At 70.9% G+C, this 14927-nt stretch carries 19 protein-coding genes; 5 read left to right on the plus strand and 14 right to left on the minus strand.

Features of this window, described 5'->3' with window-relative positions; all coding sequences use genetic code 11:
* Position 1: 1 nt before the first annotated feature.
* The 12 genes from rplN to rpsJ form a co-directional block, all read right to left on the minus strand.
* Positions 2-370, minus strand: a complete 369-nt coding sequence (gene rplN, locus M8J73_RS23890) for a 50S ribosomal protein L14 (protein WP_003998823.1) — start codon at positions 368-370, stop codon at positions 2-4.
* Between the two features lie 319 nt (positions 371-689).
* The gene (rpsQ, locus tag M8J73_RS23895; protein WP_006130775.1) at positions 690-977 is read right to left on the minus strand and encodes a 30S ribosomal protein S17; all 288 of its coding nucleotides are present in this window, start codon (positions 975-977) and stop codon (positions 690-692) included.
* Complete coding sequence (rpmC, locus tag M8J73_RS23900; protein ID WP_007494763.1) at positions 977-1201, minus strand: 50S ribosomal protein L29; 225 nt, start codon at positions 1199-1201, stop codon at positions 977-979. Before rpmC ends, rpsQ begins: the two co-directional genes overlap by 1 nt.
* Positions 1201-1620: a 50S ribosomal protein L16 gene (gene rplP, locus M8J73_RS23905; protein WP_055536777.1), complete on the minus strand. Its 420-nt coding sequence runs from the start codon at positions 1618-1620 to the stop codon at positions 1201-1203. Before rplP ends, rpmC begins: the two co-directional genes overlap by 1 nt.
* A gap of 5 nt (positions 1621-1625) precedes the next feature.
* Positions 1626-2444 (minus strand): 30S ribosomal protein S3, encoded by an 819-nt coding sequence (gene rpsC / locus M8J73_RS23910; RefSeq protein ID WP_055536778.1) that lies wholly within the window; start codon positions 2442-2444, stop codon positions 1626-1628.
* The gene (gene rplV, locus M8J73_RS23915) at positions 2444-2791 is read right to left on the minus strand and encodes a 50S ribosomal protein L22 (protein WP_055536779.1); all 348 of its coding nucleotides are present in this window, start codon (positions 2789-2791) and stop codon (positions 2444-2446) included. Before rplV ends, rpsC begins: the two co-directional genes overlap by 1 nt.
* A 43-nt stretch (positions 2792-2834) precedes the next feature.
* Complete coding sequence (rpsS, locus tag M8J73_RS23920; protein WP_004984529.1) at positions 2835-3116, minus strand: 30S ribosomal protein S19; 282 nt, start codon at positions 3114-3116, stop codon at positions 2835-2837.
* Between the two features lie 12 nt (positions 3117-3128).
* A complete protein-coding gene (rplB, locus tag M8J73_RS23925; protein ID WP_055517283.1) occupies positions 3129-3965 on the minus strand; it encodes a 50S ribosomal protein L2 in 837 nt (278 codons plus the stop codon).
* A 38-nt stretch (positions 3966-4003) separates the two neighbouring features.
* Entirely contained in the window at positions 4004-4423 is a 420-nt protein-coding gene (rplW, locus tag M8J73_RS23930; protein ID WP_055517285.1) for a 50S ribosomal protein L23, read from the minus strand.
* Positions 4423-5079 (minus strand): 50S ribosomal protein L4, encoded by a 657-nt coding sequence (gene rplD, locus M8J73_RS23935; protein WP_055517287.1) that lies wholly within the window; start codon positions 5077-5079, stop codon positions 4423-4425. The genes rplW and rplD overlap by 1 nt, the downstream gene beginning before the upstream one ends.
* Positions 5080-5086: 7 nt before the next feature.
* Positions 5087-5731 carry a 50S ribosomal protein L3 gene (gene rplC / locus M8J73_RS23940; RefSeq protein WP_014674369.1) on the minus strand — a complete coding sequence of 215 codons (645 nt, stop codon included), beginning with the start codon at positions 5729-5731 and terminating at the stop codon, positions 5087-5089.
* Between the two features lie 16 nt (positions 5732-5747).
* Entirely contained in the window at positions 5748-6056 is a 309-nt protein-coding gene (gene rpsJ, locus M8J73_RS23945) for a 30S ribosomal protein S10 (protein WP_003948644.1), read from the minus strand.
* Between the two features lie 548 nt (positions 6057-6604).
* Between rpsJ and M8J73_RS23950 the strand changes: the two genes are divergently transcribed.
* On the plus strand, positions 6605-7615 hold the full coding sequence (locus M8J73_RS23950; RefSeq protein WP_240500886.1) for a YrhB family protein: 1011 nt from the start codon (positions 6605-6607) through the stop codon (positions 7613-7615).
* Positions 7616-7631: 16 nt separating this feature from the next.
* On the opposite strand, the gene M8J73_RS23955 is transcribed toward M8J73_RS23950, so the two are convergent.
* The gene (locus tag M8J73_RS23955; RefSeq protein ID WP_055536780.1) at positions 7632-8366 is read right to left on the minus strand and encodes a YoaK family protein; all 735 of its coding nucleotides are present in this window, start codon (positions 8364-8366) and stop codon (positions 7632-7634) included.
* Between the two features lie 200 nt (positions 8367-8566).
* On the opposite strand from M8J73_RS23955, the gene M8J73_RS23960 reads away from it, so the two are divergent.
* Together M8J73_RS23960 and M8J73_RS23965 are read left to right on the plus strand one after the other, a co-directional pair.
* The gene (locus M8J73_RS23960; RefSeq protein WP_249829029.1) at positions 8567-10402 is read left to right on the plus strand and encodes an RNA ligase family protein; all 1836 of its coding nucleotides are present in this window, start codon (positions 8567-8569) and stop codon (positions 10400-10402) included.
* Between the two features lie 4 nt (positions 10403-10406).
* Entirely contained in the window at positions 10407-13283 is a 2877-nt protein-coding gene (locus M8J73_RS23965; RefSeq protein ID WP_249829030.1) for a poly(A) polymerase, read from the plus strand.
* A 21-nt stretch (positions 13284-13304) separates the two neighbouring features.
* Here the strand turns inward: M8J73_RS23965 and M8J73_RS23970 are convergent, their stop codons facing one another.
* Positions 13305-14132 carry a hypothetical protein gene (locus M8J73_RS23970; protein WP_055542614.1) on the minus strand — a complete coding sequence of 276 codons (828 nt, stop codon included), beginning with the start codon at positions 14130-14132 and terminating at the stop codon, positions 13305-13307.
* Between the two features lie 165 nt (positions 14133-14297).
* Here M8J73_RS23970 and M8J73_RS23975 point away from each other — a divergent pair, with 165 nt between their 5' ends.
* Together M8J73_RS23975 and M8J73_RS23980 are read left to right on the plus strand one after the other, a co-directional pair.
* Positions 14298-14516 carry a type II toxin-antitoxin system VapB family antitoxin gene (locus tag M8J73_RS23975; protein ID WP_055542613.1) on the plus strand — a complete coding sequence of 73 codons (219 nt, stop codon included), beginning with the start codon at positions 14298-14300 and terminating at the stop codon, positions 14514-14516.
* A complete protein-coding gene (locus M8J73_RS23980) occupies positions 14513-14923 on the plus strand; it encodes a PIN domain nuclease (protein WP_055542612.1) in 411 nt (136 codons plus the stop codon). Before M8J73_RS23975 ends, M8J73_RS23980 begins: the two co-directional genes overlap by 4 nt.
* Positions 14924-14927: the final 4 nt, after the last annotated feature.

Genomic DNA, 14927 nt, shown 5'->3' on the forward strand with positions numbered 1-14927 from the left:
CTTACAGCACCTCCGGCGCGAGCGAGATGATCTTCATGAACTTCTTCTCGCGCAGCTCACGGCCGACGGGGCCGAAGATACGGGTGCCGCGAGGGTCGCCGTCGTTCTTCAGAATGACGGCGGCGTTCTCGTCGAAGCGGATGTACGAGCCGTCCGGACGGCGGCGCTCCTTGACGGTGCGAACGATGACCGCCTTGACGACGTCACCCTTCTTCACGTTGCCACCGGGGATCGCGTCCTTGACGGTGGCGACGATGACGTCACCGATGCCCGCGTAGCGGCGACCGGAGCCACCGAGCACACGGATGCAAAGGATTTCCTTCGCACCAGTGTTGTCGGCGACGCGCAGTCGCGACTCCTGCTGGATCACGTCTATCTCCTGATTGTCTGCCGGTTCCCGCAGGGCCCTTTCGGGGCGAACCTGCGAGCCTGGCGGAACCGTCCTGCGGGGATACCCCCGCAGGAATTACGTGCCGGCCCGGCCGGACGGCGGAGCGGCTCTCGCGACGAGCGCGAGTGCTTCACGCACCTCGGCCGGGGTTCCCGGCGGCGGCTCCGTAAGTCGTTTCACGGAGCTCGCCGGGCGGCGGTCTTTTGTTCGGTCTGGCGAAACCCGCGCCGGGAGCGACCCCTCGGACCGGAGTCCGGGGTCGGTCCCCCGGCGGGGCAGCGGGGCGAACCCCGCTTGATTACTTCGCCTTCTCGAGGATCTCGACGACGCGCCAGTGCTTCGTGGCGGACAGCGGCCGGGTCTCCATCAGGAGGACACGGTCGCCGACGCCGGCGGCGTTCTGCTCGTCGTGCGCCTTGAGCTTGCTCGTGCTGCGGATGACCTTGCCGTACAGGGCGTGCTTCTTGCGGTCCTCGACGGCGACGACGACGGTCTTGTCCATCTTGTCGCTGACGACGATGCCCTCACGGGTCTTGCGGAAGCCCCGCGCCTCAGTGTTCGTCTCAGTCACGTTGTTCTCGCTCATCAGGCGTTCTCCACCGTTTCGATGCCCAGCTCACGCTCGCGCATCAGGGTGTAGATCCGCGCGATGTCCTTGCGGACCGCCTTCAGACGGCCGTGGTTCTCGAGCTGTCCGGTCGCCGCCTGGAAGCGGAGGTTGAACAGCTCTTCCTTGGCCTCGCGGAGCTTCGCCAGAAGCTCCTCGTTGCCCAGCTCGCGCAGCTCGGACGCCTTGGTACCGGCCGACATCACGCTTCACCTGCCTCGCGCTTGACGATCCGGCACTTCATCGGCAGCTTGTGGGCGGCGCGAGTCAGGGCCTCACGGGCGATCTTCTCGTTGGGGTACGACAGCTCGAACATCACGCGTCCGGGCTTGACGTTGGCGATCCACCACTCCGGGGAACCCTTACCGGAACCCATGCGGGTCTCGGCAGGCTTCTTGGTGAGGGGACGGTCCGGGTAGATGTTGATCCAGACCTTGCCACCACGCTTGATGTGACGCGTCATGGCGATACGAGCGGCCTCGATCTGACGGTTCGTCACATACGCCGGGGTGAGCGCCTGGATGCCGTACTCGCCGAACGCAACCGTCGTGCCACCCTTGGCAGCGCCGTTGCGCTTCGGGTGGTGCTGCTTGCGGTGCTTGACCCTACGGGGGATCAGCATGTCGGTCAGGCCTCCGTTCCGGTGCTCTCAGCCGGAGCGGCGGGAGCCTCGGCCTTGGGGGCCTCGGCGCCGGCAGCCTGCTGCGGCTTGCGACCGCGCCGCTCGCCACCGCGGCCACCACGGGCCGGGCGGTCTGCACCACCGCGGGCCGGGCGGTTACCCGCACGGGCAGCGGCGTTCTCGGCGCGGACCTCGGCGATGTTCTTGACGTCGCCCTTGTAGATCCAGACCTTCACACCGATGCGGCCGAAGGTCGTCTTGGCCTCGAAGAAGCCGTAGTCCACGTTCGCGCGGAGCGTGTGCAGGGGCACACGGCCCTCGCGGTAGAACTCCGAGCGGGACATCTCGGCGCCGCCGAGGCGGCCACCGCACTGGATCTTGATGCCCTTGGCGCCGGCCTTCATGGCGGACTGCATGCTCTTGCGCATGGCCCGACGGAAGGAGACGCGGGAGGACAGCTGCTCGGCGACGGCCTGAGCAACCAGCTGAGCGTCGGTCTCGGGGTTCTTGACCTCGAGGATGTTCAGCTGGACCTGCTTGCCCGTCAGCTTCTCCAGCTGACCGCGGATCTTGTCGGCCTCCGCGCCGCGGCGGCCGATGACGATGCCCGGACGCGCGGTGTGGATGTCCACGCGGACACGGTCACGGGTGCGCTCGATCTCCACCTTGGAGATACCCGCGCGCTCCATGCCGGACGTCAGCATCCGACGGATGGCGACGTCTTCCTTGACGTAGTCCTTGTACAGCTTGTCGGCGTACCACCGGGACTTGAAGTCCGTGGTGACACCGAGCCGGAACCCATGCGGGTTAACCTTCTGGCCCATTACCGGGTTCCTTCCTTGCTGCTGACGACCACGGTGATGTGGCTGGTCCGCTTGCGGATCCGGTAGGCACGGCCCTGGGCGCGCGGCCGGAACCGCTTCAGGGTCGGACCCTCGTCGACGTACGCCTCGCTGATGAACAGCGAAGTGGCGTCCGTGTGGTCGTAGTTGTGCGCGGCGTTGGCAATGGCGCTGTCGAGCACCTTGCCGACGGGCACGGAGGCGGCCTGCGGAGCGAATCGCAGGACCGCCTGAGCCTCCGTGGCGTCCATGCCACGGATAAGGTCCACCACGCGGCGGGCCTTCATGGGCGTGACGCGGATGTACCGCGCCTGGGCCCTGGCTTCCATGGTTGTCCCTTCAGTTACTTACGTGTCTGAATGCGATCCGCTACTAGCGGCGCTTCGACTTCCGGTCTTCCTTGACGTGACCCCGGAAGGTGCGCGTCGGCGAGAACTCGCCGAGCTTGTGGCCGACCATCGACTCGGTGACGAACACCGGGATGTGGGTCTTGCCGTTGTGCACCGCGATCGTGTGGCCGAGCATGGCCGGGACGATCATCGAGCGACGGGACCAGGTCTTGATGACGTTCTTGGTGCCGGCTTCGTTCTGGGCGTCCACCTTCTTGATCAGGTGGTCGTCGACGAAGGGCCCCTTCTTGAGACTGCGCGGCATCTAAACCCGCTCCTAGCGCTTCTTGTTCGTCTTGCGGCGGCGGACGATGTACTTGTTCGACGCCTTCTTGGGCGAACGAGTACGACCTTCCTTCTGACCCCAGGGGCTGACCGGGTGGCGACCACCGGAGGTCTTGCCCTCACCACCACCGTGGGGGTGGTCAACCGGGTTCATCGCCACACCGCGAACGGTCGGGCGGACGCCCAGCCAGCGCTTGCGGCCGGCCTTGCCCCAGTTGATGTTGCTCTGCTCGGCGTTGCCGACCTCGCCGACCGTGGCGCGGCAGCGCACGTCGACCAGGCGGATCTCACCGGAGGGCATGCGGAGGTGGGCGTAGGCGCCCTCCTTCGCGAGCAGCTGCACGGAGGCACCGGCGGAGCGGGCGAACTTGGCACCGCCACCGGGACGGAGCTCGATCGCGTGGATCGTGGTACCGACCGGGATGTTGCGGAGGGCCAGGTTGTTGCCCGGCTTGATGTCGGCCCCGGGACCGTTCTCGACGCGGTCACCCTGCTGCAGGTTGCGCGGGGCGAGGATGTAGCGCTTCTCGCCGTCGGCGTAGTGCAGCAGCGCGATGCGCGCGGTGCGGTTGGGGTCGTACTCGATGTGCGCGACCTTCGCCGGCACGCCGTCCTTGTCGTGACGACGGAAGTCGATCACTCGGTAGGCGCGCTTGTGTCCGCCACCCTGGTGGCGAACGGTCACACGACCGGCGTTGTTACGGCCGCCCTTGCTGTGCAGGGGGCGGACCAGCGACTTCTCCGGCGTGGACCGCGTGATCTCGACGAAGTCGGCGACGCTGGAACCACGACGGCCCGGCGTAGTCGGCTTGTACTTGCGGATTCCCATTTCTCAGTCCTCGTCCGATATCGGACGATCCGACCCGCTTACGCGGTCGGACCGCCGAAGATGTCGATACGGTCGCCCTCGGCGAGGGTCACGATCGCGCGCTTCGTCGCGGAGCGCTGGCCGAAGCCGGTGCGGGTCCGCTTGCGCTTGCCCTGGCGGTTGATCGTGTTGACCCCGGTGACCTTGACCGAGAAGACCGACTGGACGGCCTGCTTGATCTGGGTCTTGTTGGCGCCGGGCGCGACGATGAACGTGTACTTGTTCTCGTCGAGGAGCGCGTAGCTCTTCTCCGACACGACCGGCTTGATCAGGACGTCACGGGGGTCCGTGTACGCCTTGCTCGCCGGGGTGACGACGGTGTTCTTGCCCTCGGTGGCGTGACGACGCGCCTTGGCGACGCGCGCGGCCTTGGCGGCCTTGGCGGCCTTCGAGGCGATGGAGGGGTGACGGACGGCCATCAGACCTCAGTCCCTTCGGTGTCGTTGGCCTTCGGGCCGGCGACGAAGGACTCGAGAGCGGCCTGGGTGAAGACCACGTCGTCCGAGACGATCACGTCGTACGTGTTCAGCTGGCCCGGCTCCAGGATGTGCACCTGGGGCAGGTTACGGGCGGAGAGCCACGCGGCCTCGTCGGAGCGCTCGACGACCAGGAGCAGGTTCTTGCGCTCCGAGATCTTGCCGAACAGGCTCTTGGCGGCCTTGGTGGAGGGGTTCTCGCCCTCGATCACGCCGGAGACGACGTGGATGCGGTTGTGGCGGGCCCGGTCGGTGAGGGCGTGGCGCAGGGCCGCGGCCTTCATCTTCTTCGGGGTCCGCTGCGAGTAGTCACGCGGCTGCGGGCCGTGGACGACGCCACCACCGGCGAACTGGGGCGCGCGGGTCGAGCCCTGACGGGCGCGGCCGGTGCCCTTCTGGCGGTACGGCTTCTTGCCGCCACCGCGAACCTCGCCACGGGTCTTGGTCTTGTGCGTGCCCTGGCGGGCAGCGGCGTTCTGCGCGACGACGACCTGGTGGATCAGCGGGATGCTGACCTTCTCCACGCCGAAGATCTCCGCGGGGAGCTCGACGCTTCCGGTCTTCTCGCCGGCAGGCGAAAGGATGTCAACAGTGCTCATCGGTACCTCAGGCCCCCTTGGCCGCGGTGCGGACCAGGACGAGGCCGCCGTTCGGACCGGGAACCGCGCCCTTGATGAGCAGCAGACCCTTCTCCGCGTCAACGGCGTGGACGGTCAGGTTCTGGGTGGTGACCCGCTCGTTGCCCATGCGACCCGCCATGCGGAGGCCCTTGAACACACGGCCCGGGGTGGCGCAGCCACCGATGGAACCGGGAGAGCGGTGCTTGCGCTGGGTGCCGTGTCCGGCGCCGAGGCCACGGAAGTTGTGACGCTTCATGACACCGGCGAAGCCCTTGCCCTTGCTCTTGCCGGTGACGTCGACCTTCACGCCGGCCTCGAACACCTCAGCGGTGATCTCCTGGCCCAGCGTGTACTCGGAGGCGTCCGCGGTGCGGATCTCGACGAGGTGGCGACGGGGGGTGACGTCGGCCTTGGCGAAGTGGCCCTTGAGGGGCTTGTTCACCTTGCGCGGGTCGATCTCGCCGAAGGCGATCTGGACCGACTCGTAGCCGTCGACGTCGTTGGTACGAACCTGGGTCACGACGTTGGGGCCGGCCTTGACGACGGTGACCGGAACAACACGGTTGTTCTCGTCCCACACCTGCGTCATGCCGAGCTTCTCGCCCAGGATGCCCTTGATCTGCTTAGCCATTCTCAGATCACCGCCCTCAGAGCTTGATCTCGATGTCGACACCGGCCGGGAGGTCGAGTCGCATCAGAGAGTCAACGGTCTTGGGGGTGGGGTCGAGAATGTCGATCAGGCGCTTGTGCGTGCGCATCTCGAAGTGCTCGCGCGAGTCCTTGTACTTGTGCGGCGACTTGATGACGCAGTACACGTTCTTCTCAGTGGGCAGCGGCACCGGGCCCGCGACCGACGCACCAGTGCGGGTCACCGTCTCGACGATCTTCTTCGCCGAGGAGTCGATGACCTCGTGGTCGTAGGCCTTGAGCCGGATGCGGATCTTCTGTCCCGCCATGGCTACTCAGTAGTCCTGTCTCTTCTAACGCTCTGGAACCTGGTGTTCCCTGGTCCGTCCTCCGACCCACGCGGTCGGGCGTGTCGCGCTTCCGCTGACACAGATGCCCCTTGTTCGAGCATCCCTTGCGCGGGAACGCGGCCCTACCGGAACCGCGGGCCGGGGGCGGAGGCCCACCGGGCGCCTGGCCGGCGCCGCGCCACACTTCCCGGAAGATTCCCGTACGTCCGCTCCAGCGCTGCCGTGAGGCAGTTAGAGCGACGAGTACTGTGGGACTCGCTTCCGGTCCCCCCGGCGGGAGGCGTGCAGCATCAACACTCGACCGAGCAACTCCGACAGTCTGCCATATGGGGCAGGGCCTCCGCCAATCGAGCCGGAGAGATTACCCCGAGAGTGACCGAGGTCAAACCAGACTCCTGGAGTCGTCGCCGCACGGGCCCCCGGCGGCCGTCCGGCGGGGGCCGACCCGTTCGGCGGGGGCCGACCCGTTCGGCGGGGGCCGACCCGTTCGGCGGGGGCCGACCCGTTTGAATGACACCGTGCATGACATGTCGTACGCGTTCCGGGTCTCCGTGGACCGTCCCTCCCCCGTGGCCGATCCGCTCTCGCTGGGGCTGCCACCCGACGCCGAGCCGGCGTCGACGATCCGGCCGCCGACCACGCCCGGCGCGCGGAACGCGCCGATAGGCCGGGTCTTCGCGCCCCGCTCGGGGCTGCCGGGGGTCCGTGAGACGCCGTCGCCCTTCTGGATCGTCGACGGTACGAGCGACACAGTGTGGTGCTCGGTCCACCCGGTGGCCCCGGGCACCCATGACGTCCGCGCCGCCGACGGCACCGTCCTGGCGCGGGTCACCCGCCGCGCCGGCCGGGTCCTGCCGTGGCCGCGCCGGGTCCGCTGGTCCGTGGGGACGGCGGGCACACCGCTGCCGGCCACGGGCAGGGAGGGCACCTGGTACGCGTGGCTGCTCCTGGCGGCGACGGCCCCGCTCTGGGCGGTGTGCCTGCTGGTCGTGAAGGTGTACGACCTCCTGAACGGCGAGAGCGACGACTACGTGTCCCGCCCCACGCGGACCCGCTGGCGGGTGAAGGGCAGGGGGACGGTCCTGGATTTCCGGGGCCTCGGTGAGAAGACCTTTCGCTCGGACCCCGGGCGGCTGGACATGCGTATCGCCCATGCCATGGCGATTCTCCGGACCTGGCAGGACAAGGACCGGGTCATGGCCGAACCACGTGGCGGGAGCGGTCGCGGCGGAGCCGCGCGGAAGATGGCCAAGGAGGACGCCGTGGCGGCGGGAGCCCGTTTTCTGATGACGGAGTGCTACCCGGACCGGGCGGATTCCGTCGTCATGCTGCCCGACTCGGCCGTCGACTTCGCCTACGGATGGACCGTGCGGTTCGACTTCAGGGAGCACATCGAGACGGGCGACCCCACCAAGGCCCCGTTCAGCGCCGTGGTCGTGGTCCCGCACGATGGGACACCGGCCCACTTCGCGCCGACGTTCCCGCCCACCGAGACGTACATGACGCTCCGCGCCACGGGAGCCTGGCCGCCCGCGTAGGACCGCGGGTTCGCGCTCAGCCGCGTACCGACGTGCGTTCCGCCCCGGCGACCAGGTGGGCCGTGCCCAGGCCGAGGGCGATCGCGGCGGGCAGGAACAGGACGACCGCCGGGGCGGCCGTCCCGTCGAGGAGCCAGGCACCGAGCACGCCGCCGGTGAACATCGCGCCGACCGACGCGAGACGGCGTCTCTCGTGCCGGGGGCCCGAGCCGATCCGGGTGTCGGCGATCGGCGGGAGGGCGCTGAGGAGGGCGGTCAGGGCACGGGTGGACAGGGTGGTGGGCACGTCCGGGACCGACGCCCTGAGCGCGGTGACGTTGCGGAGCCCCATGGCGGCGGCCACCAGCGCGATCACCGCGAGGTGGCGGCCCGTCAGCGGTTCGCCCGGCGCGGTCGGCGCGGTCGGCGCGTGGACGCCGGTGCGCCACGCGACCAGGGCGCCCACCCCCAGCAGCGCCCCCTCGGCGAGCAGCGCGACAACGAACCAGCGGCCGCCCCGCCGGTCCACCCCCGACTCCACCCGGGAGCCGAGCACCGTGCCCACCGCGAAGCCGACGAGCGAGACACCGGACGCGGCCGGGGAGAGGTCGGCGGCGCCTGTGAGCGCGAAGGCGAGGAAGAGGAGGTTGCCCGTCTGCACCGCGGTGAACACCGGGCCCAGCACGAGAAAGCTCACGGCCTCGATCATGCCGGTGGTCAGGGTGAGCACCAACATCACCGAGGTGAGGACGGCACCCGCTCTGGGTTTCATGGCGGGACCCTAGGTCCCGTTAATCCGTTGGCCCGCCGTCGCCACGCGCTCCTACGCTGATCAGGCGCGCCCGCACGGCGACCGGGGCGACCGGAGCCGGTCGCCCCGTACGGGGCAGGGCGGCTGGGCGGTCGTCCTGTGGGGGCAGGACGCGGCTGGTCGGAGGGTCCGGGCGGCGCTCGGGCGGGGGAACATCCATCATGCGTACGCACTATCCGCGGACCCGGCATCTGCCCTGGTCCCCCGGCGCGACGGCCGACGATCTCCGGGTCACGGATCTGTCCGGGCTGCGCGGGCGCGAGGTCGTCGTCACCGAGAAGCTCGACGGCGAGAACACGACGCTGTACGCCGACGGCCTCCACGCCCGGTCGCTCGACTCCGCCCACCACCCCTCCCGCACCTGGGTCAAGGCGCTCCAGGCGCGGGTCGGGCCGTACATCCCCGAGGGGTGGCGGGTGTGCGGGGAGAACATGTTCGCCCGGCACTCGCTCGCGTACGAGGACCTGGAGAGCTGGTTCTACGGCTTCTCGGTGTGGGACGCCGAGGGCCGCTGCCTCGACTGGGACCGCACGGTCCGCTTTCTGCGGGGGCTCGGGATCCCGGTGCCGCGGGTGCTGTGGCGGGGCGAGTTCGACGAGCGTGCGCTCCGGGCGCTGCGGCTGGACCTCGCACGGCAGGAGGGGTACGTCGTCCGGGTCGCGGACGGTTTCGGCGCGGCGGAGTTCGGGGCGCGCGTGGCCAAGTGGGTGCGGGCCGGGCACGTCCGGACGGACACGCACTGGATGCACGCGGCGGTCGTCGAGAACGGGCTGGGCGCGCGGGCCGCCCTGTGGGACGTGCGCTCGGGGGTCGCTGTCGACGCGGCGGCGCTGGCGGAGGCGGTCGGGCTGTCCGGTGCGGGGGAATCGGGGGACGCGGGGGAAGTCGGGGACGCGGGGGCTCTCGCACGGTTCGACGCGACCGGGTTCACCGGGGACGACCGGCTCGTCGGGGCCCTCGCCGCGCTGCTGCACACCCGGCACGGGCAGCGGGGGTGGCTCGCGGCACGGCTCGCCGGGGTGGTGGGCCTGCCGGTCGCGCGGCGGGTGGCGGATCTCGTCGGGCTGCACCCGGCGCTGCACCGGCCGTATCCGGACGAGGACCGGCGGACGGGCCTGGTGCGGATGGCGTACGCCGCCGACCTCGGGCTGTTGCACGCGGTCGCCCGGGCCACCGCGGACACGGACGAGGCGCGGGAGCAGGTGGAGTGGTCCGCGCTGCACGCGGAGGAGGTCGGCCGCCCGGAGTGGGACGCGCTGCGGGCCGCCTTCGCCGACCTGCCCGCCGACGCGGCCGCCCGCTGCCGGGCCGAGGCCCGGGAGGCGTACGCGCGGGGGCGGATCAGCGCGATCGCGGGGGACGGCGGGAGCGAGGCAATCGGCGGAAGCGACCGAATCGGTGGGAGCGATGGAACTGGCGCATGCGCTGGTGACGCCTCGCTCGTCGGGGACGGTTGGCCCGGTCGGCCTGAGGGCCCGCGGCGGGCGGTCTCCGCGGAGGCCGTGGCCGCGACCTGGCGGTGGCGGGCGGGTGACTTCCCGAAGCTGATCCAGCTGGTGGGGCCGGCGGGCAGCGGCAAGAGCACGTTCGGGCGGGAGCTGCCCGGGGTGGACGCGTACGTCTCGCTGGACGAGTTGCGCGCGGGCCGGGGTGCGCGCGCCGATCAGCGGGCCAACGCGGAGGTGCTGCGCGCGGGGCTCGACCGGCTGGACGCGGCGCTGGCCGCCGGGGGGACGGTGGTGTGGGACGCCACGTCGCTCACCCGGCAGCAGCGCTCGCTCGTGCACGCGGTCGCCCACCGCCGGGACGCCCTGCTCACCCATGCCGTGGTCCTCGTCGACGAGGACGAGCTGGTGCGGCGCAACGCCCACCGCGAGCACCCGGTGCCGGCGGATGTGCTCACCGCGCAGGTGCGCCGGTTCAGCCCGCCGTACCCGGGCGACGCCCATCGCACCTGGTACATCGGGGCGCGTGGGACCGTAGAGGAAGAGGTCTGAGGACGTGCGTACGAGCGAGGAGATCTACCACCGGGTGCGCTGGGACGCCCGCTTCGACCCGGCCCGCTTCGTGCTGGGCGTGATGCAGCGGGGCGCCGACCCCAAGCGCGTCCCGCTGCCCGCCTTCGTGCCGGGCGGCGAGATCCCGTGGCACCGGGTGCTGTTCTTCGAGGCCGACGGCGAGGTGGTGTGGGACCGGACCACCGGCGTGGACCGCATCGACGCGACGGACGCCGGGCGCGTACGGGAGGCCCGGCGGCTGCGGGCGCCGTTCTTCACGCCCCGCACGCCCTACGTCTGGGACGCCGCCGACGAGGGCTGGATACCCGCGCCGCCGGTGGCCACGACCGCCCCCGCCGACCGGGCCTCGGGTCAGCCGGCCGGCACCGTACGCGTCCTGACCTGGAACACCCTCTGGGACCGGTACGACGCCGACCGCATCGACAGTGCCCGGCGGCGGCCGGCGCTGGTGCGTGCGTTGCGCGACGCCGACGCGGACGTGATCGCGTTGCAGGAGGTCGAGGCGGAGCTGCTGGCCATGCTGCTGCGGGAGCCCTGGCTCCGGGCGGGCTGGACGCTCGGCACGGACCCCGGCGACCGTGACGTGGACGAGTGCGGTCTGCTGCTCCTGAGCCGGCTGCCGGTGCGGGAGGCGGCCCATCACGCGCTGGGCCCGCACAAGGGAGTGACCGCCGTGGTCGTGGAGACGGCCGCCGGTCCCCTGGCCGTGGCGGCGACCCATCTCAGCAGCGACCACTCCGTGGACGGCGCCGGTCGCCGTACGGCCGAACTGGCCCGTATCGCCGAGGGGTTGGCCGGTGTGGACGCCGAGCTGGTCCTCCTGGGCGACTTCAACGACGGCGGGGACACCCCGCAGATCACCCTCGGGATGCGGGACGCGTGGAGCGAGGCGCACGGCCCCGGCGACACGACCCCGACCTTCGACCCCGGCGCCAACCCCCTCGCCGCGATCTCCTCCCTCAGCGGCCGGGCCTCCCGGCTGGACCGGGTGCTGCTCCGCCCGGCGGGCGACGGCCTGCGGGTGGGCCGGGCCGAGCTGTACGGCGACCGGCCCACGACGGACGGTCTCCACATCTCCGACCACTACGCGGTACGGGTCGATCTGGACCTGACCACGGATCACTCCGCATCGGCAGGTGACCCGGCCGGGGTGACCACCGACGTCTGCGACGCCCCGGCGACGGCGCGCACGGCGCTGGCGTGGCTGCCGCCGGAGGAGCTGTGGCCACCGCTCCAGGACATCCGCCGGAAGCACGACCCGCAGATCCACCGCTGGCCCCCGCACGTCAACCTCCTCTTCGGCTTCGTACCGGAACACGCCTTTGAACAGGCGGCGGCCGTGCTGGCGTCGGCGCCGACCGCCGCGTTCGACGCCCGGTTGGAGGGCGTGCACTGGTTCGGGCACCGGGAGCACGCGACGGTCTGGCTGGACCCGGCGGCGGCCGGCGAGGAGCCGTGGGCCGAGCTGCACCGCACCCTGGTGAGCCGCTTCCCCCGTTGCCGGGGCCGCCGCGACGGCTTCACCCCGCACCTCAGCCTGGGCCGCACCACCGACCCGAACACCCTGGCCGCCGACTGCGCCGACCGGCTCACGCCGCTGCCGGCCCGGGTCGACCGGCTGGCCCTCCTGTCGAGGCGCGGCGACGAACCGATGCGCGTACGGGCGTGGGTGACGCTGGGAAGCGGCGAGGTCTGCTGGGCACGGGAGGAGCCCCTGCCCTCCGGACAGCCGGGCGCGGGCGCGGTGGCCGACACGGCGGTGGCCGACACGGCCGTGGCTGACGGCCTCGCCCGCCGGATCGCCGCGGCCCTCCCCCACGGCGTCGTCCACGTCGTCGGCTCCCGGCGCATGGGCTGTGCGCTGCCGGGCGCCGACCTGGACCTGGTCGCGGCCCTCCCCGGCGCCGTCGAACTCGCCGCTCTGCGGGCGGAGTTGGTGGCCGCGTTCCCGGAGGCGACCGGTGTACGGGAGGTGGTGGGAGCCCGGGTGCCGGGGTTGCGACTGCGCCTCGACGGGATGGACGTCGACCTGGTGATCGTGGCCACCGGCTCGCTGGACCCCGCCGAGGCGGTGGCCCGCCGGGACGAGCTGGGCGAGGCGGCGGCGATCGCGCTCAGCGCGGTGAGTGACGCCCACGCGGTCCTCGCCTCGGTGGGCCCCCACCGGGCGGCCTTCGCCCGACTGGCCACGCAGGTCAAGGCGTGGGCGAAGGCCCGGGGGCTCGACTCCGCACCGTTCGGCGGCGTACCGGGGCTGGCCTGGACCGTCCTGGCGGCCCGCACGGCAAGCGAGGCCGGTGACGTGCCGTCGGCCGACCTCCTGCGGCACTTCTTCGCGACGTGGGCGGCGTGGGACTGGCGAGAGCCGGTGGGCGGGGCGCAGACGGTGGGTGGTGGGGCGGAGCGGTCCCCCCATCCCCTCACCATCACCACCCCCTCGCCCCCGATCCGCCCCTGCACGGATCAGGTCACGGCGGGCATGCGGGACCTGATCACACAGGAGCTGTTCCGAGCCTGGGAGTTGCTGGAGGAGGGCCGCCATTGGTCCGACGTCCTCACCCCTCCCCCGCTCCACCGCCGCCACGCCGCCTGGGCGGTCGTGACGGTGGGCGGGGGCGCGGACGAGGGCCGGGTACGGGGCAGGATGCGGGCCCTGATCGCCGATCTCGCCGAGACGGCCCCCGGGTGCCACGCCTGGCCCCGCCCCTTCGGAACGGCCCCCGCCCGCTTCGCCATCGGCCTGGGTCCGACCCCACCGCCCGCCGACGCGCTGACCGCCGTGGCGGAACGCCGGCTACGCGGTCTGGACGGGGTCACGCTCACCCGGGCCGAGGGAGGCGAGGTGCCGACCCTGTACTGACCCGACCCCGCACCGAGGCGGTCAGAGCACGTCGACGTAGTCCGACGCGCTGGTCGCGGCGCCGGTAGTCGAGTTGCCGTAGTACACCCATCGGAACGAACCGTCGGTGGAGGCGGTGACGCTCGCCTTGAGGCCGCCGGTGCTGCTGCTGGTGACCTTCTTGACCGTCTGGAAGGTGTCGGCGCCCTTGGCGCGGAACTGGAGGCTGACCGTACGCCCGCCGTAGGCGCCGTACGTCTTGGTGCTCCAGTTCGCCCGGGTCAGCTTGCCCGTGACGGTGATCGTCCTGCCCTTGGTGACCGGCTCCGGCGTGGCGTTGGCGGTCGCTCTGGCCGCGCGCTTGAGCTGAGCGGTCTTCGACCGCGTCTCCAGCTCCTCGGTCTTGAGACCGCCGTCGGCCTTCCACAGCCTGAGCGAGACGCCGACCTTCCACGTAGTGGCGTCGCTGTTGGAGTCGACGTGCTCCTGGCTCGGGTGCGGGTCGATGTAGAGCTCGCCCTCGCAGCGGGCGTGCTTGGAGTCGATCTCGTAGCAGGTGTAGCCGCCCGGCTGGATGAAGTTCTCGCCGGTGTCGGCCGCGCTCGCCATGGTGCCGCGGTAGAGGAAGGGGTACGCGTCGTAGCGGGAGGGGTCGGCCGTGCTGTACCCGCTCGGCAGAGCGATGTTGAAGGAGAGGGGCGGCTCCACCACCTTCGACGTGCCGACCACGATCGGCTTGCCCTTGTTGATGACGATGTCCGACACGGTGATACCGGTGTCCGCCGCGCTGGCCGCCGGCGCGTTCAGCACGGAGAGCGCCAACGCTCCCGCGAGCGCGGCCACCGCGACGGTTCGTCTGCCTGTGTGCATGCACACCTCTTCGAAGGAGATGAATGAAGGAGGCGGCACAGTACCAATGACGTGCACATGCCTCATCGGGCGGCATGCCCCTGCGTTCGTCACGCTCGCCGTCTTCAGCAGCCGGTTGATATATTCACGGAAGCGATATATCAGCCGGTCTTCCAGGAGGTCCGCATGTCCAGGACGCTTGTCGACATCGACGACGACATGCTGGCCTTCGCGCAGCAGCAACTCGGCACCAAGACCAAGCGGGAGACGATCAATCGGGCACTGGCCATAGCGGCGGCGATCAGCACCGAAGACCGGGCACGCGCGCTGCGCTGGCTCCAGGCGAACGCCGACGCGTTCCTCGACTTCGACGTCCTCGAAGCCAGGGAGCGAGACGGGCTGTGACCTACTTGGCCGACACCTCCGCCGTGTGGCGTCTCCTGCGTGGCCAACTCGGCGCTCCGTGGCCCGACCGAGTGGCGCGCGGCCTTGTGGCCATCTGCCCTCCCGTCGAATCCGAACTGATGCCCGGACTGCGCGCCGACCGCGACTACGAACCCTTCTTCACCATGCTCGGCCAGTCCTTCGGCTGGGTTCCCGCAATCGACGACCCATGGCCGAAGATCATCGAGGTGCAGCGGGACCTGGTGAAGATCGGTCACCACCGCGGCCCGTCGCCGCTGGACATCCTGATCGCACTTACCGCCGAGCATCACGGCCTGACCCTGCTCCACGTCGACGACGACTTCGCCGCGATCGGTAAGGTCCGGCCCGACCTCTCCCTCGTCCGCGGACAGCACCCGGCCCTCTGAGAGG

The sequence above is a fragment of the Streptomyces neyagawaensis genome (assembly GCF_023516595.1).
Classification (GTDB): Bacteria; Actinomycetota; Actinomycetes; order Streptomycetales; family Streptomycetaceae; genus Streptomyces; species Streptomyces neyagawaensis.

Excerpts from the sequence above, each read along its gene's own strand:
- rpsQ (WP_006130775.1), bottom strand. The coding sequence starts at position 977 with ATGAGCGAGAACAACGTGACTGAGACGAACACTGAGGCGCGGGGCTTC.
- rpmC (WP_007494763.1), bottom strand. The coding sequence starts at position 1,201 with ATGTCGGCCGGTACCAAGGCGTCCGAGCTGCGCGAGCTGGGCAACGAG.
- rplP (WP_055536777.1), bottom strand. The coding sequence starts at position 1,620 with ATGCTGATCCCCCGTAGGGTCAAGCACCGCAAGCAGCACCACCCGAAG.
- rpsC (WP_055536778.1), bottom strand. The coding sequence starts at position 2,444 with ATGGGCCAGAAGGTTAACCCGCATGGGTTCCGGCTCGGTGTCACCACG.
- rplV (WP_055536779.1), bottom strand. The coding sequence starts at position 2,791 with ATGGAAGCCAGGGCCCAGGCGCGGTACATCCGCGTCACGCCCATGAAG.
- rpsS (WP_004984529.1), bottom strand. The coding sequence starts at position 3,116 with ATGCCGCGCAGTCTCAAGAAGGGGCCCTTCGTCGACGACCACCTGATC.
- rplB (WP_055517283.1), bottom strand. The coding sequence starts at position 3,965 with ATGGGAATCCGCAAGTACAAGCCGACTACGCCGGGCCGTCGTGGTTCC.
- rplW (WP_055517285.1), bottom strand. The coding sequence starts at position 4,423 with ATGGCCGTCCGTCACCCCTCCATCGCCTCGAAGGCCGCCAAGGCCGCC.
- rplD (WP_055517287.1), bottom strand. The coding sequence starts at position 5,079 with ATGAGCACTGTTGACATCCTTTCGCCTGCCGGCGAGAAGACCGGAAGC.
- rplC (WP_014674369.1), bottom strand. The coding sequence starts at position 5,731 with ATGGCTAAGCAGATCAAGGGCATCCTGGGCGAGAAGCTCGGCATGACG.
- rpsJ (WP_003948644.1), bottom strand. The coding sequence starts at position 6,056 with ATGGCGGGACAGAAGATCCGCATCCGGCTCAAGGCCTACGACCACGAG.
- M8J73_RS23950 (WP_240500886.1), top strand. The coding sequence starts at position 6,605 with ATGTCGTACGCGTTCCGGGTCTCCGTGGACCGTCCCTCCCCCGTGGCC.
- M8J73_RS23955 (WP_055536780.1), bottom strand. The coding sequence starts at position 8,366 with ATGAAACCCAGAGCGGGTGCCGTCCTCACCTCGGTGATGTTGGTGCTC.
- M8J73_RS23960 (WP_249829029.1), top strand. The coding sequence starts at position 8,567 with ATGCGTACGCACTATCCGCGGACCCGGCATCTGCCCTGGTCCCCCGGC.
- M8J73_RS23970 (WP_055542614.1), bottom strand. The coding sequence starts at position 14,132 with ATGCACACAGGCAGACGAACCGTCGCGGTGGCCGCGCTCGCGGGAGCG.
- M8J73_RS23975 (WP_055542613.1), top strand. The coding sequence starts at position 14,298 with ATGTCCAGGACGCTTGTCGACATCGACGACGACATGCTGGCCTTCGCG.